The following is a 20,867-nucleotide window of genomic DNA, read 5'->3' on the forward strand; positions in this document are numbered from 1 at the left end:
GGCTGTATGTACACCGCAATGAAAGACCAACTGGCTGCCGAATTGGACGAAATCCGGGCGGCCGGCCTCTTCAAGACCGAGCGCCGGATCTTGTCGGCCCAGTCCAACCACATTCAGGCCGGTCCGTTGCACGGCGACGCCCGGCCGGTGTTGAACTTCTGCGCCAATAACTACCTTGGCCTGGCGGACCACCCGGACATTATCACCGCGGCCAAGACCGCCATGGATGAACGCGGATTCGGCATGGCTTCGGTCCGGTTCATCTGCGGCACGCAGGATCTGCACTTGGAGCTGGAATCACGGGTCTCGGACTTCCTGGGGACCGAGGACACGATCCTGTTCTCGTCCTGCTTCGATGCGAACGGCGGCGTGTTCGAGTCGCTTTTCGGCCCGGACGACGCCGTGATCTCCGATGCACTGAACCACGCCTCCATCATCGACGGCATCCGGCTGTGTAAGGCCAAGCGCTACCGCTATGCCAATCAGGACATGGCCGAGCTGGAGTCGGCGCTGGTGGAAGCGTCCGGGCTCAACGGCACCGGCGCGCGCCGGACGGTCATCGTCACCGACGGGGTTTTTTCCATGGATGGTTTCCTCGCGCCGCTGGCGGCCATCTGCGATCTGGCGGACAAGTACGACGCGCTGGTCATGGTCGATGATTCCCATGCCGTCGGTTTCATGGGCGCCACCGGTGCCGGCACACCTGAGCACGCGGGGGTGTCGGACCGGGTGGATATCTACACCGGGACCTTCGGCAAGGCCCTCGGCGGAGCGTCCGGCGGCTATGTTTCCGGCAGGGCCGAAATCGTGGCCATGCTCCGGCAGAAGGCGCGTCCCTACCTGTTCTCCAACTCTATGGCGCCGGGCATCGTCGCGGCTACGCTCAAGGCCCTCGAACTGGTGGAAACCTCCGGGGAGCTGCGCAGCACACTGTTCGACAACGCCGGGCACTTCCGTCGACGGATGACCGAGGAGGGCTTCGAGTTGCTGCCCGGGGAGCATGCGATCGTGCCGGTGATGTTCGGTGATGCCGTTCTTGCGGCGGCTATGGCGGATGAGATGCTCGGCCACGGCGTCTTCGTCACTGCGTTCAGCTTCCCGGTGGTGCCGCGCGGCGCGGCCCGGATCCGGGTCCAGCTCTCGGCGGCGCACAGCGCGGACGACGTCGAAACCTGCGTAGCTGCCTTCGTCGAGGCCCGCGCTGCGTTGACACCCGGGCGATAGGCTGAGGGGCGATCGGGAAAGATCCAGCAGAGCCGTAGGACGACGGCGGAAGGCCGGGAAATGAACACTGACGTACTGATTGTGGGCGGCGGGATAGCCGGGCTCTCGCTGGCATGCAAACTGGCCCCACATGCCGCCGTCGTACTCGTGGAGGCGGAGGGAACGCTGGCCTACCACACGTCCTCGCGCTCGGCCCGGCAGATGCAGCCCAGCTACGGACCGGCCGCGATCCGGGAACTCACCGCCCGGAGCATTGAGGCAGTCCGGGGAATTTCCGCCGAGCTGGGGCAGCCGATTCTGCAGCCGCGGCCGTTGATCTTCATCGGCACCGAGGCGGACGTCACCGCCAGCACCGCGGCCAACGCTCACCTGCGCCCGCTCGGCCACGCGGAGACGCTGCTGCTGAGCCCGGATCTGCGCCCGGACGCTTTCGCCGCGGCATGTCTGGACGACTCGGCCATGGAAGTCGATGTGCCGGCGCTGCTGGAATACTACCGGTCCGGGGCCGTGGCGGCGGGAGCGGCCATCATGACGGGACTTCCGGTACACACAATGCAGCGGACCTCGGGCGGCTGGATAGCCGGTGCCGGTGAGGAGGCGATTGTAGCTGCCGTGGTGGTGAACGCCGCGGGAGCCTGGGCCGATCCACTGGCGGTGATAGCCGGCGTCGGGATCCAATGCCTTCGCCCGCACCGTCGCACGGCGGCGATTGTGCGGACGGAGCAGCCGGTCAACCCTGCCGGCCCGATGGTGGCCGCCGTGGATAACAGCTTCTACTACCGTCCGGACGGTAGCGCGCTGCTGATCTCACCCTGCGAGTCCATCCCCAGCATCGCCGAAGACGCCCGGGCGGTTGAGGGGGACGTGCGCCGGCTGATAGAGCGGCTCAACGCCGTGACGTCATTGGGCATCGCCGGGCTGGAGCGGAGCTGGACGGGGCTGCGCACCTCAGGTTCCGACGGGCTCCCCGTGGTCGGTTTTGACGCGGAGTCGCCCGGATTCTTCTGGCTCGCGGGCCAGGGCGGGTACGGCATTCAGACCTCGGCAGCGATTGCCGAACTGGCGGCGGGCCTGATCCTTTCGCCCGCTGAACCACCAAACTCGTTGTCGCTGGAGCTGGCTGCCGACCGGCCCTAAGGCCGCGCCCTGCCTCCCCGCATCCGATCTGAAGTGCTCATATCGCGGCAGCTCTGGCGCAATGGCCGCAAAATGGGCACCTCAGCTTCAGCTGGTGGCGCCCGAAACGAGTATGCCCAGCCCCAGTGCACCGACGATGGAGTTGCTGACGCGCTCCAACCACAGATTCACCTTGGGCTTGCGCAGCAGTCCCATCGCTTTGGCCGCGGCGAAGGCCACCGCACACAGATAAGCGCCCCCGATGCCGGCCTCAATAGAGCCCAGCACCAGCGCCGTGAGCAGGGAATTTCCGCCGTGCGGAATGAACTGGGGTACCACCGCGAGGTAAAACAGCCCTACCTTAGGATTTAGCAGCGTGGAGAGGGCGCCGGCGCCGAACCCTGCCAGACGACCCGTCCGGCCGGAGCGCCGCTGCGGCGGCATGACGTCGTCAGTGCTGGCTGCAACGACCCGCGCGCGCTCGCGCCGGCCGCGCAGAAAAGCGGATACACCCAGATACAGCAGGTACAGGCCGCCGGCAATCTTCAACCAGCGGAAGAGCTCGGCCGACTGTTCCAGCACGGCCGCAAGTCCAACGCCGACCAGCAGAGCCCAGATAATGCCGGCCACCGAGCATCCGGCAGCGGTGGCCAGTCCTGCGCTGACCCGCTTCAGCGCGGTCCGCAGCACCAAGAAGGTATCCGGTCCGGGCGTCAGTGACAACAGCAGGCACAGCCCGGCAAAGGCAAGAAGGGAAGCGATGGTCATGCTCCCATCTTCCTCGCGAATTGCCCACCGGGCCAGCGCCGCTCCGGTGCCGGACCGAACCCGGGGCAAAGCGTCCGGTACCCTGAGCGCCGGTGCCGGACCGAACGCGGGCAAGGCTTCCGGCAGCAGACTGCGCCGGCGCCGGACCAAGTGTCCGGTATCCCGGATCCGGACGCGGACGCAGCCACCCCGGCGGTCAGGTAGCCCCGTAGGGTTGAGTCATGAGCCTTGTGATCACCAATATCGGCGAGCTGATGACCCAGGACCCGCGGGCCGGAGCGGACGAGGGCGTGCTCCGGGACGCCGCCGTCGTCGTCGAGGGGGAGCGGATCAGCTGGCTGGGCCCCGCCGCGTCTGCGCCGGCCGCGGATCTCTCCTTCGACGCCGAAGGCCGCGCGCTGCTGCCGGGTTGGGTGGATTCGCATACGCACCTGATCTTCGCCGGCGACAGGACCGCGGAGTTTGAGGCGCGGATGGCCGGGAAAAGCTACAGCGCAGGCGGGATTGCGGTGACCACGGGAGCCACGCGCAGCACCCCGGACTTCGATCTGACCCGGCTGGCGATGGGGCGGGTGGCCGAGGCGGTCGCGCAGGGGACCACGTACCTCGAAACGAAGACCGGATACGGACTTGATGTGGAGAACGAGGCCCGCAGCGCGCGGATCGCTTCCACCGTGGTGGACGAGGTGACCTATCTGGGCGCCCATCTGGTCCCCGCCGGGACGGATCCGGACGAGTACACCGGACTGGTGTGCGGTCCGATGCTCGACGCCGTCAGGCCGTACGTCCGCTGGGCGGATGTTTTTTGCGAGCGCGGCGCCTTCACGGAGGAACAATCCCGGCGCGTGCTCCAGGCCTGCCGTGCAGCCGGGCTGGGACTGCGCGTGCACGGCAACCAATTGGGGCCCGGCGCCGGGGTTCGGTTGGCGGTGGAGTTCGGCGCGGCCAGCGTGGACCATGTGAACTACCTTGACGACGACGACGTGGCGGCGCTCGCCGGCAGCTGGTCCGACTGGGACGGGCAGGGCGGGCAGGGACGCCGCGGCACCGTTGCCACTGCCCTGCCGGCGTGTGATCTATCCACCCGCCAGCCGCTGGCACCGGCCCGCCTACTCCTGGACGCCGGCGTGCAGTTGGCGCTGGCGTCCAACTGCAACCCGGGCACTTCCTACACCAGTTCGATGGCGTTCTGCGTCACGACGGCGGTGCTGCAGATGGGATTGAGCGTGCACGAAGCGGTGCGGGCCGCCACCTACGGTGGTGCCCTGGCATTGGGCCGGGAGAGCGGCTCCGATACCGATGGCAGCCGGGCCGTGGGATCCATTGCCGTCGGCCACCGGGCGGACCTGCACCTGCTGAACGCCCCCTCGGCGACCCATTTGGCCTATCGCCCGGGTATCCCGCTGACCGCGGCGCTCTGGCGGGCCGGAGTCCGGCAAGCGTAAGCCGTCCGCCGGGCGGGCCTACCGCGGCGATCTGGCGGGCCGGAGTCTGGCAAGCGTAAGCCGTCCGCCGGGCGGGCCCACCGGGGCTGCCCGGCGGACGCGGAGCCGGCGCCGTCAACCACCGGGGCGGCCATTGCCCCGCGCTGTGCCCCGTCGTAACGTTGACCATGCCATGACCTGGTCAGTCGATGCCACCGGATATGAATTCGCACGGCAGGTCCTCCAGCGGGGCATTGCCGGCGTGTACCTTGTGGCATTTTTCTCCGCGGTGGCCCAGTTCCGCCCGCTGCTGGGCGAGCACGGGCTGCTGCCGGCGCCGAGGTACCTGGCCCGGGTTGCTGGCGGCGGTGTGCCGACCATCTTCCGGTGGCACTATTCGGACCGGTTCCTGCTCCTGGTGGCGTGGGCAGGCGCCGCGCTCGCTGCCGTGACCGTGGCCGGATTGCCGCAGCTGGGTCCGCCATGGCTGCCGTTCGTCGTGTTCGCGCTGCTGTGGACCGGTTACCTCTCCATAGTGAATATCGGGCAGGTATTTTACGGCTTCGGCTGGGAGAGCCTGCTGCTGGAGGCGGGTTTTCTGGCCGCGTTCCTGGGGTCCAACGAGACGGCGCCGCCGGTGGCGGTCATCTGGCTGGTGCGCTGGCTGGTGTTCCGGCTGGAGTTCGGCGCCGGGCTGATTAAGATCCGCGGCGACAGCTGCTGGCGGGACCTGACGGCGCTGTATTACCACCACGAAACGCAGCCGATGCCGAATCCGGCCAGCTGGTTCTTCCATCACCTGCCCAAGCCGCTGCACAAGGTGGAAGTTGCCGGGAACCACTTTGCCCAGCTGGTAGTGCCGTTCTTCCTGTTCGCTCCGCAGCCCGTGGCCAGCGCGGCGGCCGGCATCATTATCGTGACCCAGCTCTGGCTGGTTGTATCGGGAAATTTTGCCTGGTTGAACGTGCTGACCATTGTGCTGGCGTTTTCCGCCCTCGGGGACGGCGCCGCGCACGCCGTCCTGGCGGCAGTTCCGGCCGGCGTTCCGGACCGGGCGGCGACGCCATTGTGGTTTACCGCCGTGGTCCTGGTGATGACGGCCGGGATGCTGTTCCTGAGCTACTGGCCGGCACGCAATCTGCTTTCCCGCCGGCAGCTGATGAACGCCAGCTTCAACCGTTGGCACCTCTGCAACGCCTACGGAGCCTTCGGAAGCATCACGCGTCGCCGTTACGAGGTCGTGGTCGAGGGGACCGACGACGACGATCCCGGCACGGGTGCGCGCTGGCGGGAGTACGAATTCAAGGGAAAACCCGGGGATCCGGCCCGGATGCCACGCCAGTTCGCCCCGTACCATCTGCGGTTGGACTGGATGATGTGGTTCCTGGCCCTCGGCTCACCGGGGTTCAGCTGGTTCGTTCCCCTGCTGCAGCGCCTGCTGGCGGCGGACCGGCCGACCCTGCGCTTACTGCGCGTGGATCCCTTTGCCGGAGCCCGACCGCGTTGGGTCCGCGCCCGCTTGTTCCGTTACCGGTACTCAACACCCAAGGAACGCCGGGCCAGCGGTCTGTGGTGGATCCGTGAACCGGCCGGTGAATACGTCCCCCCGCTCCGTCAGGGCCAGGATTGACCCGAACCGGTAGGGATGTGGATCGAAAATGATCAAACCTAGCGGTAAGACGTCACGTTCAATCATCGGGTGCTATGCTGGGGCAAAGAATCGGTCTTCGTGGGCCGTATATTACCGACCTGATGCAAAGAGATTGGCTGACAATGACCAACGCAGCTGCAACCGCCGCCGGCGGCGCGTACATGGATGAAGAGTTGACGAGCCAGCCGGAGGTCTGGGCCCGCGCCATCGAGCAGGCCACCGCGGACGGGAAGGCCGGGAATCTGCTGCCGCGCGACGGCGAGCGGGTTGCGGTCATCGGTTGCGGTACGTCCTGGTTTATGGCGCAAAGCTACGCCGTGGCCCGCGAATCCGCGGGCAAGGGTGTTACCGATCCCTTTGCCGCGTCGGAGGCGTTTTTGGGGTCCGCCCGCGGCTACGACACCGTCGTGGCCATCACGCGCTCGGGGACCACGTCCGAGGTGCTGGAAATCCTGACGCAGCTCAAGGGCACGGTGCGGACCATCGCGCTGGTGGGGGATTTGGGCTCGCCGATCATGACTCTGGCCGACGCCGTCGTCGAACTTCCCTATGCTGACGAAAAGTCGGTGGTGCAGACACGTTTTGCCACCACCGCCCTTGCCTACCTGCTGACCAGCGTCGGTATGGATCTGAGCCGCGCCGTTGAAGAAGCCAAGACAGCCGTCAGCGCACCGGTGGAACAGGAACTGATCGACGCCGAACAGTTCACCTTTCTGGGGCGCGGCTGGACCGTGGGACTGGCGCATGAGGCGGGGCTGAAGATGCGTGAAGCAGTGCAGGGCTGGACCGAGAGCTATCCGGCGATGGAATACCGGCACGGGCCCATCGCGATCGCGGCGCCCAACCGCGTGACCTGGCTGTTTGGCGCGCAGCCGGAGGGGCTGGATGCGGATATGGCCAGGACCGGTGCCCTGTATATCCATACGGACAGGCACCCGCTGGCCGAGCTGGCCCGCGTGCACCGGGTGACGCTGGAGCGCGCGCGTGCCCGCGGCCTGGATCCGGATTCGCCGCGCAACCTCACGCGTTCGGTGATTCTGGACGACGCCATTTCCGGGGCGGCGTCCGGCCCCACGTCCGGTCCCACGGCAGACTCCTGAGCCGGCCCCCCGCCCCGGAGAGCGCACCCATGAGTCATGCCCAGCCGGCCGTCCTGGCCTTCGACGTTGGCGGCACAGATATGAAGGCCGGTATTGTGGCTGGCGGAGTTTCGGCTGGTAACGCCGTGGTCCGGGACCTGCAGCGCCTGCCCACGCCGCACTGCGAAGGCACCGCCCGGGCCGGTTCCGGGCGCGGCGACGCCATTGTGGAACGGATCGCCGGGCTGACGGAGACATACCGGCGCAGACACCCGGATATTGCGCTGGCCGCGGTGGGCGTAACGGTTCCCGGGCTGGTGGATGAGGCGGCCGGCGTTGGCCTGTTTTCGGCAAACCTGGGCTGGCGGGATTACCCGTTTGTCGCACGGCTCGAGGCCCGGCTGGGGCTCCCCGTCGCCTTCGGGCACGACGTCGGCATGGCCGGCGAAGCGGAATTCCGGATTGGCGCAGCGCGGGGCCGGTCCGACGTGGTCGTGCTGGTGATCGGGACCGGCATCGCAGGAGCGGTATTCAGCGATGGCCGCCGGCTGACCGGCGGCGGCCTAGCCGGGGAGCTCGGCCATGCCATGGTCCCGGGCGCGGACGGTGCCCTGCGGATTCTGGAGTCGGTGGGCTCCGCCGGTGCCGTGGCCCGCCGGTACACCGAAGCCGGCGGGGCGTCCGTCCGTGGGGCGCGCGAGGTGCTGGAGCGGGCGGGCCTAGGCGACGCCCTCGCCGCCGGGATCTGGGCCGACGCTGTGGCCGCGCTGGCCTTCAGTGTGGCACAGTGCGTCTCCATTCTCGGGACCGAAACGGTGGTGCTCGGCGGCGGGCTGGCCGAGGCCGGAGATGCATTGTTCGTGCCGCTGGACAGGGATGTGGATAAACTGCTGACCTTTCACCGCCGCCCGCGGCTGGTGCCCGCTGAACTGGGACAAAATGCCGGACTGATAGGGTCCGCGCTCAAGGCGCGCGACCTGCTCGCCGCGGCGCAGGGATCCTCAAGACCGGTCCGGCAACGACAGGTCCTACCGTGACGGGCGTGACGGGCACCGGGAAAACCGGCAGGGGGGAGAACGGCGCCGCAATGACCGGCAGTGTCGTCACCGTCACGCCGAACCCCGCCCTGGACATTACCTATACGGTCGCCGGGCTTCGGCCAGGCGGATCGCACCGGGTACCCGCACCGCTGACGCGGGCCGGTGGGAAGGGCGTTAATGTTTCCCGGGTGGCGCACCAGCTGGGCTGCCCGACGCTGGTCATCTCCACGGCGGGCGGCGGCACCGGTGCGGAATTCGCCGCCGACCTCCGCAACAGCGGGATCCCGAACCGGCTCATCCCGGTGACAGCGCAGACCCGCCGGACCATCGCACTGGTGGATACCGGGGCGGACCTGACCAGCATCTTCAACGAAGAGGGCCCGGCGCTGAGCGCCTCGGAGTGGCAGCGTCTGGTTGCCGCCGTCGTTGAAAGCCTTGCTACGGCCGGCGTGCTGGTCGGCTCGGGTAGCCTGCCGGAGAATGCGCCGGCGGATTTCTATCCGGCTCTGGTCGAACTGGCCCACCGGGCTGGCGTGCCGGCGATCATCGACACCTCCGGCGCCGGCATACTGGCCGCGGCGAAGGCAGGCGCAGATCTGCTCAAGCCGAACAATGACGAGCTGACCGAGGCGATGGGGGAGCGGGATCTGGTCACGGCCGCGCTTAGGCTGCTTGAAATGGGTGCCCGGAGGGTGCTGGTCAGCGCCGGCGCCGAGGGCATGCTGGCCTTTGACGCCGGAACCCCCGGACGGTACCTTTGCGCCCGGCTGCCGGAGCCGCTGCGCGGAAATCCCACCGGGGCCGGCGACGCCGCGGTCAGTGCGGCCGCCGTCGCCCTGGCAGCGGGAATCACCGACCTGGAGGAGATTCTGCGCCGCGCAACCGCCTGGAGCGCGGCCGCGGTCTTGATGCCCGCGGCCGGCGAAATATCCCCGCGCCATCAGGAGCTGGCCGGCCAGCTCATCATCAGGCGGTACTGACTTTTTCAGCCACTCCCGAGCCACGCAACGATCGAAGGAAGACATGGCACTGAGCCCCACACGCGAACTGATGGCTGCCGCCGCGGCAACCGGCTCCGGGCAGGGGGCCTTCAACGTCATCCACCTGGAGACGGTCGAGGGCCTGCTGGCCGGAGCGGAATCCGCCGGCCTGCCTCTGATCCTGCAGATTTCCGAAAACTGCGCCCGGTACCACGGCGGCCTGGAACCGCTGGCGCTGGCCACCCTGGCCGCGGCGCGGCGGTCATCCGTTCCCGTGTCGGTCCATCTGGACCATGCCGAGGACGAGCAGCTGGCCTACCAGGCGGTCGATCTGGGTTTCGGATCCATTATGTACGACGGCGCCCGGTTTGAGTATGCGGACAATGTGGCCGTGACCCGCCGGGTCACGGAGTACGCGCACGCACGCGGCGTGTACGTTGAGGCGGAACTGGGGAAGGTCGGCGGCAAGGACGGCGCGCATGCGCCCGGCGTGCTCACCGACCCAAAGGAAGCCGTCGCCTTCGTGGCCGCCACTAAGGTTGACGCGCTCGCCGTCGCCGTCGGCTCTTCTCATGCCATGACGGAGCGCAGTGCGGCCCTGGACCTGGCGCGGATCGGTGCGCTCAAGGCGGCACTGAATGTGCCGTTGGTGCTGCACGGTTCCTCCGGCGTCCCGGATGATGCCATCGTGGCGGCGATCGCGGCCGGAATGACGAAAATCAACGTCTCGACGCACCTGAACGGGTTCTTCACCCGGGCCGTGCGGGAATACCTTAACCTGAACCCCGCCGTCGTCGACTCGCGGAAGTACCTCAAAGCCGGCCGGGACGCCCTCGTTCCGGAGGTGGCACGCCTGCTGAGTCTGTTCTCGACTGTGCACGCGCAAGGAGAAAAATGAATCGTACCGAACGGCTGAATGCCATCCTGGACCTGCTGGCAGGATCCGGCCAGATCGAGGTGGATGACATCGTTTCCGGGCTAGGGGTTTCCCCGGCCACGGCACGGCGGGATCTGGACTCCCTGGCCAACGGGCGCCTGCTCAGCCGGACCCGCGGCGGCGCCGTCCAGGGCGCCGTCGCCTATGACCTGCCGGGCAGGTATAACCGTGACGATCACGGCCTGCAAAAGCTGCAGATAGCCCGCGCGGCGAGCGCATTGATCCCTAAGGGTGCCGTGATCGGACTGTGCGGCGGCACGACGAGCACCGCGCTGGCGCAGGTGCTGTCCACGCGAGCCGATCTGATGGAAGCCTCGAACCGGCCCACGCTGACGGTGGTCACCAATGCCATCAACATCGCCGCGCAGCTGGCGGTCCGGCCGAATTTTAAGATTATGGTCACCGGCGGGATCGTCAACCCGCGCTCCTACGAGCTGGTCGGACCGTACACGGACATCATCTTGCAGAAGGTCGCGCTGGATTTCGCGTTTATCGGCGTGAACGGCATAGATCCGCAAGTCGGTCCCACGGTCAGCGACGAGGGGGAGGCAACGGTGAACGCCCTGATGGCCCGGCGCGCGTCCGAGGCCTATATGCTGGCGGACTCGTCCAAGATCGGTCAGCGATCGTTTGCCACCATGGAGGGATACCCTTTCCATAAGCTGATCACCGATGCCGGAATCACGGCCGAGCAGCTGGCGGCCTTTGGACACAATGACATGGACGTGATCGTGGCGCCGGACGACTGATCGCGGGGCGTCCGCGGCTCAGCACCCGTATTGGGCATTGGCACGTGGGGTGTCGCGGCTGCTTATGTCCCTTTCGAATGCCGACCGGAAGACGTTGTCGATCCGATCCTCAGGAAATGCGGGCAAGATAGGGACCATGAGCAATTCCGTCCCGGGCCGATCAGAGACCGGTGCCCCCAAGACCGGTACATGGGGAACCCGTCCGCACGCCAGGCTCCGCGTTGAGGTCTGCATTGTGCTGGGACTCTCGCTGGGGCAGTCGGCGGTTTACGCCGTCGTCCAGCTTTTGGACAAGCTGAGCCGGGCGCCGCTCGCGCAGGGCACCTCCACCCTTAATGCGGCCCAGAGTAGCCGCGAATACTTCGACCTGGTGTACCAGCTGCTGGGTATTCTCTTTGCCCTGGTCCCGGTGGCGCTGGTGCTGTATCTGCTCTGGCAGCCCGGCCGGTCCGCCTTCGCCAGACTGGGCTTCACGCTGCAGCGTCCCGGCCGGGATTTTCTCTGCGGCCTGGGGCTGGCTGCCCTGATCGGGATTCCGTCGCTGGCGCTCTACGCGGCCGGACGGGCACTGGGTATCACCACGGAGATCATCCCCAGCGCGCTGAACACGTACTGGTGGACCGTCCCGGTGCTGGTCCTCTCCGCGGTCCGGCACGCCATCGTCGAGGAGGTCATCGTCGTCGGCTACCTATTGGAACGCTTCGGCCGGTTCGGCTGGTCGACGACGGCAGCAGTGCTGGCCAGTTCGCTGCTGCGCGGCAGCTACCACCTCTACCAAGGCTTCGGCCCATTTGCCGGAAATTTCCTGATGGGACTCGTATTTTGTTGGGTCTATCGGCGCTTTGGCCGGCTCACGCCGCTGGTGATTGCCCATGCCCTGCTGGACATCGCCGCTTTTGTAGGGGGCCCGGCGCTCGGTTTTGGCTGAGGTGTGTGCTGAAACCGGGGTGGCCCCGTCGTCGGCGTATTGACCAGACGGGGCTGGGCCTACCTGGGTACGCGGCTAAATCGTGACAAACCCATTCGCGGTCTCGAAGGTCACGCTCATAATGCCTGGAGTCCCACGCGGAGCGATCCATTCCACCGCAACGTCGTCCAGCGGCTTTTCCACCGGTTCGCCGAGCCATTCGGTCACGCGGTCGGCGCTGCCGGCAATGGTCAGCTTCGCCAGCCTGACGTTGGTCGGGCTGGCCTGCGACGGGTGCAGGGTGGGATCGCCCTCCCACTTGAGCATGTATGGAACCTGCGGGTCCGAAATGAGTCCCTTGATGCCGATTTGCTTCCAGATCAGTTCCTGGCCGTCCGGGAACTTCCGGTTGCCGGGAACGGCGCTGCGGCCCAGACGTTCCTCAAAGGGGGAAAGATCGTCTACGGCGACGCACCATCCCATCCAGCCACCGCCGGCCGCGGAGCGGGCGCGGACGGCCTGCCCGAACGGAGCCTTGTCCGACGCCGGATGCTCCAGCACCTCCACGACCTCCAGATAGTGGTGATCCATGAGCGGGAAAATGATATTGCGGGTACCGAAGCGGGGATGTACACCGCCACGGACGCGCTCGATTCCCAGAGCAGTTGAAATGCGGGCGGCGGTGGCGGCCAAACCATCTGATTCACAGGCGTAAGAAACATGATCCATGCGCATGCTGCTCATCCTTACACTTTGCGAGTGACCTCTCGAGTTAGGTCCGGCTTACCAACATGGGACGACCCGCAGGGGCTATCTGCCGACCTCTTCCCAGCCCTCCCCACCCTCTCCCACCCCGCACCCTCTCCCAACTGGGTCGCAGTTACGGCACTCAAAACGCGGAATGAGTGCCATAACTGCGACCCAGATGGGCGGGGCGTCATATTGGCGTCATCTTGTTGCCAGCATCCGCCCGGGTCCGCCAGACTTGATTCAGGTCATGAGCGTCAGCGACAAGCCCCGGCTCGCTGGCCGGCAACCCTCCACCGCGGTGGGGTGCCCCGGGTGAGGACCAGGCCTTTAGCCAAACGGCTAAGCGCAAGCGCGGGTCACAGAACCCATCTTGGCTCAGCTCAGCGGGCATCACCCCAGGCTGTGCCTACTGATGAACCCGGTGTCCCCAGTATGAGGAGCCACACATGAGCAATGCATGGTCATTTGAAACACGCCAGATCCATGCCGGCCAGGAACCCGATGCCACCACCGGCGCCCGCGCTCTGCCGATCTATCAGACCACGTCCTTCGTTTTTCCCAGCACCGAAAGCGCGGCGAACCGGTTCGCACTGACCGAGCTGTCCCCGATCTACACCCGCATCGGCAACCCGACCCAAGATGCCGTGGAGCAGCGGATTGCGAGTCTGGAAGGCGGACTGGGTGCACTGCTGCTCTCCTCCGGACAGGCTGCATCCACTTTTTCGGTGCTCAACATCGCGGAGGCCGGCGACCACATAGTTTCCAGCCCGAGCCTGTACGGGGGAACCTTCAATCTCTTTGCGCATACGCTGAAGAAGTTTGGCATCGAGGTCACCTTCGTGGCGGATCCGGACAATCTTCAGCAGTGGCGCGACGCCGTTCGGCCCAACACGAAGCTGTTTTTCGGCGAGGTCGTTTCCAATCCGCGCCAGGATGTGCTGGACATCGAGGGTGTCAGCACGGCCGCGCACGAGGCAGGCGTGCCGCTGATCGTGGACAACACGCTTTCCACCCCGTATCTGATCCGGCCGCTCGAGTGGGGCGCCGACGTCGTCGTTCATTCCGCCACGAAATATCTGGGCGGGCACGGTACCGCCATTGCCGGCGTGATTGTCGACGGCGGCAAGTTCGACTACACGAAGGAGCCGGAGAAGTTTCCCGGCTTCAATACCCCGGACCCGAGCTATAATGGCTTAGTCTACGGCCGCGATCTGGGCGAAAACGGGGCGCTGGGGGCGAATCTCTCCTACATTCTCAAGGCGCGCGTGCAGCTGCTGCGCGACCTGGGTTCGGCGGTTACACCGTTCAACTCCTTCCTCATTGCGCAGGGTCTGGAAACGCTGAGCCTGCGCGTGGAGCGGCACGTGGAAAACGCTCTTAAGGTTGCCACCTGGCTGGAATCGAACGAGTTCGTGGAGTCCGTTGCCTACGCCGGTCTGCCCTCGAGCCCGTGGTACGAGCGCGGACGCAAGTACGGACCCAGGGGCACCGGTGCCGTCATCGCGTTCAATATCAAGGGCGGTCTCGAGGCAGGCAAGCGCTTTGTTGACGGTCTGGAACTGCACTCCCACGTTGCCAATCTGGGCGACGTGCGCTCCCTCGTGATCCACCCGGCCTCCACCACCCACGCGCAGCTTTCGCCGGAACAGCAGCTGGCCGCCGGCGTGGCTCCCGGTCTGGTGCGGCTGTCGGTGGGACTGGAAAACATCGTCGATATCCTCGCGGATCTGGAGGCCGGTTTCCGGGCGGCCAAGACAGCGTGAGCGGCCCGGGAACGACGGCGGTCCCCGGACCGGGCGCGGCCGGCTCCTTAGCGGTCTGCCCGCCACCCGGACCGGCATCGGCGGGACTGGCATCGACCGGTGAGGTGCCGGCCGGAGCACCGACCGATTCGCCGACCGGAACATCGCCGCTCGCCACGGCCGACGGCGAAGTAAAGTATGCGCGGATCGGCGACCTTGATCTGGAGGCCGGCGGACGGCTGCCGGACGTCACCGTCGCGTATGAGACGTGGGGGACGCTGAACGCCGAAGCCTCCAACGCGGTGCTGATCGCGCATGCACTCACCGGCAGCACCCACGTTTCCCGCGGTGGTTCCGCGGAGGACGGCTGGTGGGAGGGTCTGGTCGGTCCGGGCCGGGTCATCGACACGGACCGGTATTTCGTTGTGTCGCCCAATATGCTGGGCGGCTGCTACGGCAGTACCGGACCGTCCAGCATCGCCCCGGACGGACGCCCCTGGGGGTCCAGATTCCCGTTCGTGACGATCCGGGATTCCGTCCAGGCCGAGGCTCGGCTGGCCGATCAGCTGGACATTGGCTCCTGGTATGCGGTGATCGGCGGGTCGATGGGTGGAGCACGTGCACTGGAGTGGGCTGTCACGCTGCCCGCACGGGTACGCCGCTGCGCCGTCGTCGCCGCCTGCGCGGCCAGTACCGCAGAGCAGATCGCCTTCGCCCAGGCCCAGGTGCTCGCCATCCGGCTGGATCCGGACTTTGCCGGCGGGGATTATTACGACGGGGCAGCGCCGGTGGCCGGACTCGGACTGGCGCGGCGGATTGCCCATATTACCTACCGGTCCGAGCCGGAGATGTCGGCGCGGTTCGGCCGGAGCGCACAGCCGGGGGAGGCTCCGGTGAGCCAAGGCAGGATCCGCAATATTGCCGGGTCTTCCGCCGGGGAAAGGTATCAGGTGGAAAGCTACCTGGACCACCAGGCGCATAAACTGGCCCGGCGATTCGACGCCAACAGCTACATCGTCATCACCGAGGCGTTGATGAGCCACGATGTGTGCCGCGGGCGCGGTCCGCTGCTGCAGGCACTGGAGCAGGCCGCGGACGTCGAATTCCTGGTTGCCGCTGTGGCCTCGGACCGGTTGTATTTCCCCGCACAGTCGGATGAATTGGCGGCGGCGCTGCCCGGAGAAGTAGGCGTGGACGCCATCGAGTCGGAGATCGGGCACGACGGTTTCCTCACCGAGACCGAAGCCGTCGGAGTGCTCCTACGGCGGAGGTTCTTCGGTAACCCTGCCTCGATTGGGGAGCTGCGCCCTTTTTAGGTCTGTAACAGGCACCTGCTCGGTTAAAGGTGGTCAAACCTTGACGGTCGATGTACCTACGCTCCGGCCCCGGGCGGCATCCCGGGGCCGAAGACCGGGCCCGCCGTCGGACGCTTGGCACTGATGCCGTCGCCGGAGGACTGATGGCGCACTCGGCGCAGCACCCACGGCACAAAGAACTCGCGCGCCCAGACAAGGTCCTCCGACCGGGCCGTACGCCAGTTCCGCACCGGAAGTGGCTTGGGGAACTTCGGCTCCAGGGTATGCGGAACGTTGAGTGCCTCGAGCGCCATCAACGCAACGGTGTGGTGGCCCAGCGGGGAGAAGTGCAGCCTGTCACCGGCCCACATCTGCGGATCCTTCAGCTGCCGCAACGACCACATGTCAGCGATGATGGCGTCGTGACGGGCGGCGATGGTGCGCAGGTTTTCGTTGTAGATCGCCACGCGGCCCCGGACCAGGCCCAGCACCGGGGTATCGCGGATATCGGGACCGTTGAAGAGCAGCACCGTGGCGCCGGACGTCGTCATCCGTTCCACAGCGCCGTCCAGGGACTCGGCCAACGCGTCCGGGTCCGAGCCGGGACGGATGAGGTCATTGCCGCCGGCCGAGATCGAGATCAGTCCGGGTTTGAGTTCCAGCGCCGGCTCCAGCTGCTCGTCCAGGATCTGCTGCAGGAGGCGGCCGCGGATGGCCAGGTTCGCGTAGGCAAAGTCCTCGTGGCCCCGGCTCAGCTCCTCGGCCAAACGGTCGGCCCAGCCGCGATGTCCGCCGGGGCTGGATGGTTCGGCGTCCCCGATCCCTTCGGTGAACGAATCACCCATGGCCACATAGCGGTTCCACGGATGCAGCCTGCCCGGCAGCTGTTCGGAATGGGTGCGGGCGTCCTGCTCAGTCATTGGCGGCGCTTTCGATGGGAATCACCGCTCCATCCTGCCCATGTCCGGCATGGTTACGCCACCGCAGTCCATTTTCACGGTCAGCGTCGTACGGCTTTTTTGGCGCCAGGACGACGACGGTGGGGGGCTCGGTTGCGCCGGCCGGCGCCCAGCCGGGCAACACGCTGTCGGGGCCCCGTTTCCCATCCCTCGGCGGTTCTGATTGACTGCCCGGATGGATAAACAAGCAGTACTTGCGGCCTTCAACGAGCAGATTCGCCGGCGTCCGGGACCGGCCTCCGGGGACGGAGTCATCGAGACGGAAGGCCACGTGGTCCGGCAGATGGGCACCGGGTGGTCCGGGGTGGCCTGGAGCGATCTGAATGCCGTCGGCGCCGACCGGGCCATCGCCGCGCAGGTCGAACGGTTCGCCCAGGCGGGCAGGTTGGCGGGGGCGGCTTGTCCCTGGGAGTGGAAGCACTACTCCTATGACCTGCCCGCCGATCTGCCCGACAGGCTACTGGCAGCGGGGTTGGCTCCGGGGCCCGCGGAGGCGCTGATGGTGGCCGAAATCCTGGATGACCTAAACCTCAATGTCCCGCCGCCGCCGGGCGTGCAGCTGATGCCGGTGCTGGACCGGGACGGCGTTGACTCGCTCGTGGCGGTGCACGACGAGGTGTTCGGCGGGGACCACTGCGCCATAGGCCAGGCGCTGCTCGCTGGCATCGGGCACCAGCCGCCGACCACCGCGGCCGTTGTGGCCATGGCCGATGGGATCCCGGTCTCAGCAGGCCGGGTCGAGTTCCACCCGGGAACCGAATTCGCCAGCCTGTGGGGTGGAGGCACACTGGCCCCATGGCGCGGTCGGGGTGTGTTCCGCTCGCTGGTGGCGCACCGTGCGGCAATTGCGTCCGCCCGGGGTTTCCGGTACCTCCAGGTGGACGCTTCGGCGGACAGCCGGCCCATCCTGCGGCGTCTGGGATTCGTCGAACTGGCCACCACCACACCCTTCACGCACCCGGGCACAGCGGTCTGACGGCTCAGCGTCCGCGGCCGGGTCTGAACGATGGGCCGGTACGGTGGAGGAATGACCGCCGAGCATCCGCCCGAAGACCTCCAGTCCCTTCCGGTCGCCGAGTTCGCGTTCCCCGGCCCGCTCCGCGACAAGCTGGTCGCCGCGGTCCTTGACGGAAGCAAGACCAGCACCACTGGACTTGTCGCCGACTACGAAGCCTGCGGCGACCCGATTCCCCGCGTCGGGGACCGGTCGGTGGTGATCGACTCGGAGGGCCGCAACGTGGCCATCCTGGAAGTCACCGGGATCGTCATCTGTCCGTTGGATCAGGTCGATCTGCAGCACGCACTGGACGAGGGGGAGGGACACGCATCCGTTCTCGACTGGCGCAAAGACCATGAGGAGTACTGGCACAGCCCCGCGATGCGCGAAGCCTTGAAAGATCCGGGCTTCACCGTCAATGAGGAAACACTGGTGGTCCTGGAAAGGTTCCGCGTGGTCAGCGTCCTGACGGCCGGGCGTGGAAAGATGGACGGATGATTGAAGCGACAAACACCGCGGCCCCTTCCGTCGTCTGGTCCAAGGCCGAACAGGCCCGCCCCGGGACGCCCTTGCTCGTGATGCTGCACGGCTACGGCGCCGACGAGGCTGACCTGTTCAGCCTGGCCCAGCTGCTGCCGGACGAGTTCACCGTTGCGTCCGTGCGCGGGCCGGAGCGTGCCGGTCCCGGGTACTCCTGGTTTCCATTGCGCTCGGATGTCTCCTATGCGGTGCAGACAGTGAAGACGACGACGGCGGCCGTCACGGCTTGGCTCGACGTCGTCCGCGGGCAGCACAGCAGCGTCACCCTGCTCGGCTTTTCGCAGGGAATGTGCATGGCCACCTCGCTGGCGCGGCACCGTCCGCACGACTATGCCGCCGTCGTCGGCCTTTCCGGTTTTGTTATTGACGCCGGGACGGAAGGGGAGGGCTTCTTCCACGACGCGGAACTGGCCGCGGCCCAACTGCCGGTGTTTTGGGGCCGTGACCAGGCCGATCCGGTGATTCCGGTCGAAGCCGTGGACTTCACCGCCGCCTGGTTGCGCGCGCATTCGAAGCTGACCAAAGTCCTCTATACCGGAATCTGGCACGGCATCAACGACCAGGAAATGGCGCACGTCAAGGAGTTCCTCGGACTGACCGTGCTCAAGGCCTGATGGTGCGGCGTGCTCAAGCCCTCACCGTGGCCCCGGCGGCGTGCGGTGAGATCAGGGCGCGGTTATCCGCACGGTTTGGCCATTGACGGTAACGGTATCGCCGACGTGCAGCTGGCGTCCGCGGCGCTCCTCGATCTCGCCGTTGACCTTCACCAGCCCGTTTTTGATGAGCTCGGCGGCCTCCACCCCGTCCTCAACCAGGCTGGCCAGCTTCAGCAGCTGTCCCAAGCGGATCATGTCGTCGCGGATGGAAATGTCGGTAGTGTCCCGGTTGCTCATACAAGCAATAATGCCTGACAGCGGGCCGGTCCATGTACCGCCGGACCGGTGCAGGTAGCGCCGTCTGCAACAGCGGGCCGGTCCATGTACCGCCGGACCGGTGCAGGTATCGCGGCAGCGCAGGCGGGTGGCCGGTGTGCCTGCACTCCGAGGAGATCACTCATCCGGGCTCCGCAGCTTGAGCGGGCTCCGCAGCCCGTCCGGGCTCCGCAGCTTGAGCGGGAGCCGCAGCCCGTCCGGGCGCCGGGCGCTGCCCGGTAAGCTAGGGTTTAAAGTTCTCCGGCGCACTGTCCGCCGCATCCCGGACCACGGAAATCCCCGTCGGCACCGGCCATGATCTCCACCGCGGGATACTTACCCTCGGCTCAGGCGGACCGCACCCAGCGGCCCCGCGACGCTCCTAGAAAGGGACAACGCCACAATGGCCAATAAATCCTCGCTCGACCCGATTATTTCCCTGGCCAAGCGCCGTGGATTCGTTTTTCAGGCCGGTGAGATTTACGGCGGTTCGCGGTCGGCCTGGGACTACGGACCCCTCGGTGTGGAACTGAAGGAGAACATCAAGCGGCAGTGGTGGCAGTCGATGGTCCGCGGCCGCGACGACATCGTCGGTCTTGATTCTTCGGTGATCCTGCCGCGCCAGGTCTGGGAAGCCTCCGGTCACGTGGAGGTCTTTTCCGACCCACTGGTCGAATCCCTGCACACGCACAAACGCTACCGCGCCGACCACCTGCTGGAAGCATACGAGGAGAAGCACGGCCACCCGCCGGTCAATGGACTGGCAGATATCAAGGACCCGGAGACCGGACAGCCCGGTTCCTGGACCGAACCGCAGAACTTCTCCGGCCTGCTCAAGACCTTCCTGGGTCCGGTGGATAACGAGGAGGGCATGCATTACCTGCGCCCGGAGACCGCTCAGGGAATTTTTGTGAACTTCAACAACGTCCTGACCACCTCGCGCAAAAAGCCGCCGTTCGGCATCGCCCAGATCGGCAAATCCTTCCGCAACGAGATCACACCGGGAAACTTCATTTTCCGCACCCGTGAATTTGAGCAGATGGAAATGGAATTCTTTGTCGAGCCCGGCACCGACGAGCAATGGCAGGAATACTGGATGGAAACCCGGATGAAGTGGTACACGGATCTGGGCATCCGGGCGGAGAATCTGCGCTTCTTTGACCACCCCGAAGACAAGCTCAGCCATTACTCCAAGCGCACCGCGGACATCGAATACCGCTTTGGATTCCAAGGCTCCGAATGGGGCGAGCTGGAGGGTGTCGCGAACCGCACGGACTTTGACCTGTCCACGCACTCCAAGGCCTCCGGAACGGACCTGAGCTACTTCAACCAGGCCACGAACGAGCGGTTCACCCCCTACGTGATCGAGCCCGCCGCAGGCCTGACCCGCTCGCTGATGGCGTTCCTGGTGGATGCCTACACCGAGGATGAGGCCCCGAACGCCAAGGGCGGGGTGGACAAGCGCACCGTGCTCAAGTTGGATCCGCGGCTTTCCCCGATCAAGGCGGCCGTGCTGCCGCTGAGCCGCAACGAGGACCTCTCCCCGAAGGCCCGCGAGCTCGCGGCCGCCCTGCGGAAGAACTGGAACATTGATTTCGACGACGCCGGCGCAATCGGGCGCCGCTACCGCCGTCAAGACGAGGTGGGCACGCCGTTCTGCATCACGGTGGACTTCGACACGCTGGAGGACAACGCGGTCACCATTCGGGAACGCGACACGATGGCGCAGGAACGCGTTCCGCTGGACAAGGTGGAGGGCTACCTTGCCGTGCGCCTGATCGGCGCCTAGGGATATCTC

General features: G+C 66.6%; 20 protein-coding genes and 1 riboswitch. Of the genes, 16 read left to right on the forward strand and 4 right to left on the reverse strand.

Annotation, left to right across the window (positions count from 1 at the left end; translation table 11 throughout):
- The first annotated feature begins 6 nt into the window (after window positions 1–6).
- Both QMG52_RS17050 and QMG52_RS17055 read left to right on the forward strand, forming a co-directional pair.
- Entirely contained in the window at window positions 7–1,224 is a 1,218-nt protein-coding gene (locus QMG52_RS17050; RefSeq protein ID WP_283561619.1) for a glycine C-acetyltransferase, read from the forward strand.
- A gap of 60 nt (window positions 1,225–1,284) precedes the next feature.
- Complete coding sequence (locus QMG52_RS17055; protein ID WP_283561620.1) at window positions 1,285–2,361, forward strand: NAD(P)/FAD-dependent oxidoreductase; 1,077 nt, start codon at window positions 1,285–1,287, stop codon at window positions 2,359–2,361.
- Between the two features lie 87 nt (window positions 2,362–2,448).
- Here QMG52_RS17055 and QMG52_RS17060 read toward each other — a convergent pair whose 3' ends face one another.
- A complete protein-coding gene (locus QMG52_RS17060; RefSeq protein ID WP_283561621.1) occupies window positions 2,449–3,108 on the reverse strand; it encodes a LysE family translocator in 660 nt (219 codons plus the stop codon).
- A 221-nt stretch (window positions 3,109–3,329) separates the two neighbouring features.
- Between QMG52_RS17060 and QMG52_RS17065 the strand changes: the two genes are divergently transcribed.
- The 8 genes from QMG52_RS17065 to QMG52_RS17100 all read left to right on the forward strand — a co-directional run bounded on the left by QMG52_RS17065 (window position 3,330) and on the right by QMG52_RS17100 (window position 11,896).
- The gene (locus QMG52_RS17065) at window positions 3,330–4,553 is read left to right on the forward strand and encodes an amidohydrolase family protein (RefSeq protein ID WP_283561622.1); all 1,224 of its coding nucleotides are present in this window, start codon (window positions 3,330–3,332) and stop codon (window positions 4,551–4,553) included.
- Window positions 4,554–4,725: 172 nt separating this feature from the next.
- Entirely contained in the window at window positions 4,726–6,162 is a 1,437-nt protein-coding gene (locus QMG52_RS17070; RefSeq protein ID WP_283561623.1) for a lipase maturation factor family protein, read from the forward strand.
- 143 nt (window positions 6,163–6,305) lie between these two features.
- Window positions 6,306–7,283, forward strand: coding sequence for an SIS domain-containing protein (locus tag QMG52_RS17075; protein ID WP_283561624.1), 978 nt, complete (start codon window positions 6,306–6,308; stop codon window positions 7,281–7,283).
- 29 nt (window positions 7,284–7,312) lie between these two features.
- Entirely contained in the window at window positions 7,313–8,299 is a 987-nt protein-coding gene (locus QMG52_RS17080) for an ROK family protein (protein WP_283561625.1), read from the forward strand.
- 50 nt (window positions 8,300–8,349) lie between these two features.
- Window positions 8,350–9,282, forward strand: a complete 933-nt coding sequence (locus tag QMG52_RS17085) for a 1-phosphofructokinase family hexose kinase (RefSeq protein WP_283561648.1) — start codon at window positions 8,350–8,352, stop codon at window positions 9,280–9,282.
- 43 nt (window positions 9,283–9,325) lie between these two features.
- Entirely contained in the window at window positions 9,326–10,180 is an 855-nt protein-coding gene (locus tag QMG52_RS17090; protein ID WP_283561626.1) for a class II fructose-bisphosphate aldolase, read from the forward strand.
- Entirely contained in the window at window positions 10,177–10,968 is a 792-nt protein-coding gene (locus QMG52_RS17095; protein ID WP_283561627.1) for a DeoR/GlpR family DNA-binding transcription regulator, read from the forward strand. The genes QMG52_RS17090 and QMG52_RS17095 overlap by 4 nt, the downstream gene beginning before the upstream one ends.
- A gap of 136 nt (window positions 10,969–11,104) precedes the next feature.
- Window positions 11,105–11,896, forward strand: a complete 792-nt coding sequence (locus tag QMG52_RS17100; RefSeq protein ID WP_283561628.1) for a CPBP family intramembrane glutamic endopeptidase — start codon at window positions 11,105–11,107, stop codon at window positions 11,894–11,896.
- A gap of 75 nt (window positions 11,897–11,971) precedes the next feature.
- On the opposite strand, the gene QMG52_RS17105 is transcribed toward QMG52_RS17100, so the two are convergent.
- On the reverse strand, window positions 11,972–12,610 hold the full coding sequence (locus tag QMG52_RS17105) for a VOC family protein (protein ID WP_283561629.1): 639 nt from the start codon (window positions 12,608–12,610) through the stop codon (window positions 11,972–11,974).
- A 258-nt stretch (window positions 12,611–12,868) separates the two neighbouring features.
- A riboswitch (SAM riboswitch) is annotated at window positions 12,869–12,983 on the forward strand.
- A gap of 88 nt (window positions 12,984–13,071) precedes the next feature.
- Between QMG52_RS17105 and QMG52_RS17110 the strand changes: the two genes are divergently transcribed.
- Both QMG52_RS17110 and metX read left to right on the forward strand, forming a co-directional pair.
- The gene (locus QMG52_RS17110; protein ID WP_283561630.1) at window positions 13,072–14,388 is read left to right on the forward strand and encodes a bifunctional o-acetylhomoserine/o-acetylserine sulfhydrylase; all 1,317 of its coding nucleotides are present in this window, start codon (window positions 13,072–13,074) and stop codon (window positions 14,386–14,388) included.
- Window positions 14,389–14,492: 104 nt separating this feature from the next.
- A complete protein-coding gene (metX, locus tag QMG52_RS17115) occupies window positions 14,493–15,683 on the forward strand; it encodes a homoserine O-acetyltransferase MetX (protein ID WP_283561649.1) in 1,191 nt (396 codons plus the stop codon).
- A 56-nt stretch (window positions 15,684–15,739) separates the two neighbouring features.
- On the opposite strand, the gene QMG52_RS17120 is transcribed toward metX, so the two are convergent.
- Complete coding sequence (locus tag QMG52_RS17120) at window positions 15,740–16,582, reverse strand: SGNH/GDSL hydrolase family protein (protein WP_283561631.1); 843 nt, start codon at window positions 16,580–16,582, stop codon at window positions 15,740–15,742.
- A 214-nt stretch (window positions 16,583–16,796) separates the two neighbouring features.
- On the opposite strand from QMG52_RS17120, the gene QMG52_RS17125 reads away from it, so the two are divergent.
- From QMG52_RS17125 to QMG52_RS17135, 3 genes are read left to right on the forward strand one after another with little or no spacing between them, the layout of a single operon-like run.
- Entirely contained in the window at window positions 16,797–17,597 is an 801-nt protein-coding gene (locus tag QMG52_RS17125) for a GNAT family N-acetyltransferase (protein WP_283561632.1), read from the forward strand.
- 51 nt (window positions 17,598–17,648) lie between these two features.
- Window positions 17,649–18,116 (forward strand): ASCH domain-containing protein, encoded by a 468-nt coding sequence (locus tag QMG52_RS17130; RefSeq protein WP_283561633.1) that lies wholly within the window; start codon window positions 17,649–17,651, stop codon window positions 18,114–18,116.
- The gene (locus tag QMG52_RS17135) at window positions 18,113–18,772 is read left to right on the forward strand and encodes an alpha/beta hydrolase (protein ID WP_283561634.1); all 660 of its coding nucleotides are present in this window, start codon (window positions 18,113–18,115) and stop codon (window positions 18,770–18,772) included. The genes QMG52_RS17130 and QMG52_RS17135 overlap by 4 nt, the downstream gene beginning before the upstream one ends.
- Window positions 18,773–18,823: 51 nt before the next feature.
- On the opposite strand, the gene QMG52_RS17140 is transcribed toward QMG52_RS17135, so the two are convergent.
- A complete protein-coding gene (locus QMG52_RS17140) occupies window positions 18,824–19,051 on the reverse strand; it encodes an RNA-binding S4 domain-containing protein (RefSeq protein ID WP_283561635.1) in 228 nt (75 codons plus the stop codon).
- A gap of 421 nt (window positions 19,052–19,472) precedes the next feature.
- Between QMG52_RS17140 and QMG52_RS17145 the strand changes: the two genes are divergently transcribed.
- Window positions 19,473–20,858, forward strand: a complete 1,386-nt coding sequence (locus QMG52_RS17145; RefSeq protein WP_283561636.1) for a glycine--tRNA ligase — start codon at window positions 19,473–19,475, stop codon at window positions 20,856–20,858.
- Window positions 20,859–20,867 lie beyond the last annotated feature (9 nt).

The sequence above is a fragment of the Paenarthrobacter sp. PH39-S1 genome (assembly GCF_030063245.1).
Classification (GTDB): domain Bacteria; phylum Actinomycetota; class Actinomycetes; order Actinomycetales; family Micrococcaceae; genus Arthrobacter_M.

Bases quoted from the DNA above. Each gene is read 5' to 3' on its own strand.
- QMG52_RS17070 (WP_283561623.1), top strand. From the start codon at position 4,726: ATGACCTGGTCAGTCGATGCCACCGGATATGAATTCGCACGGCAGGTC.
- QMG52_RS17125 (WP_283561632.1), top strand. From the start codon at position 16,797: ATGGATAAACAAGCAGTACTTGCGGCCTTCAACGAGCAGATTCGCCGG.
- QMG52_RS17085 (WP_283561648.1), top strand. From the start codon at position 8,350: ATGACCGGCAGTGTCGTCACCGTCACGCCGAACCCCGCCCTGGACATT.
- QMG52_RS17100 (WP_283561628.1), top strand. From the start codon at position 11,105: ATGAGCAATTCCGTCCCGGGCCGATCAGAGACCGGTGCCCCCAAGACC.
- QMG52_RS17080 (WP_283561625.1), top strand. From the start codon at position 7,313: ATGAGTCATGCCCAGCCGGCCGTCCTGGCCTTCGACGTTGGCGGCACA.
- QMG52_RS17090 (WP_283561626.1), top strand. From the start codon at position 9,326: ATGGCACTGAGCCCCACACGCGAACTGATGGCTGCCGCCGCGGCAACC.
- QMG52_RS17065 (WP_283561622.1), top strand. From the start codon at position 3,330: ATGAGCCTTGTGATCACCAATATCGGCGAGCTGATGACCCAGGACCCG.
- QMG52_RS17145 (WP_283561636.1), top strand. From the start codon at position 19,473: ATGGCCAATAAATCCTCGCTCGACCCGATTATTTCCCTGGCCAAGCGC.
- QMG52_RS17110 (WP_283561630.1), top strand. From the start codon at position 13,072: ATGAGCAATGCATGGTCATTTGAAACACGCCAGATCCATGCCGGCCAG.
- QMG52_RS17135 (WP_283561634.1), top strand. From the start codon at position 18,113: ATGATTGAAGCGACAAACACCGCGGCCCCTTCCGTCGTCTGGTCCAAG.
- QMG52_RS17075 (WP_283561624.1), top strand. From the start codon at position 6,306: ATGACCAACGCAGCTGCAACCGCCGCCGGCGGCGCGTACATGGATGAA.
- QMG52_RS17105 (WP_283561629.1), bottom strand. From the start codon at position 12,610: ATGCGCATGGATCATGTTTCTTACGCCTGTGAATCAGATGGTTTGGCC.
- QMG52_RS17050 (WP_283561619.1), top strand. From the start codon at position 7: ATGTACACCGCAATGAAAGACCAACTGGCTGCCGAATTGGACGAAATC.
- QMG52_RS17060 (WP_283561621.1), bottom strand. From the start codon at position 3,108: ATGACCATCGCTTCCCTTCTTGCCTTTGCCGGGCTGTGCCTGCTGTTG.
- QMG52_RS17130 (WP_283561633.1), top strand. From the start codon at position 17,649: ATGACCGCCGAGCATCCGCCCGAAGACCTCCAGTCCCTTCCGGTCGCC.
- QMG52_RS17095 (WP_283561627.1), top strand. From the start codon at position 10,177: ATGAATCGTACCGAACGGCTGAATGCCATCCTGGACCTGCTGGCAGGA.
- QMG52_RS17055 (WP_283561620.1), top strand. From the start codon at position 1,285: ATGAACACTGACGTACTGATTGTGGGCGGCGGGATAGCCGGGCTCTCG.
- QMG52_RS17120 (WP_283561631.1), bottom strand. From the start codon at position 16,582: ATGACTGAGCAGGACGCCCGCACCCATTCCGAACAGCTGCCGGGCAGG.
- QMG52_RS17140 (WP_283561635.1), bottom strand. From the start codon at position 19,051: ATGAGCAACCGGGACACTACCGACATTTCCATCCGCGACGACATGATC.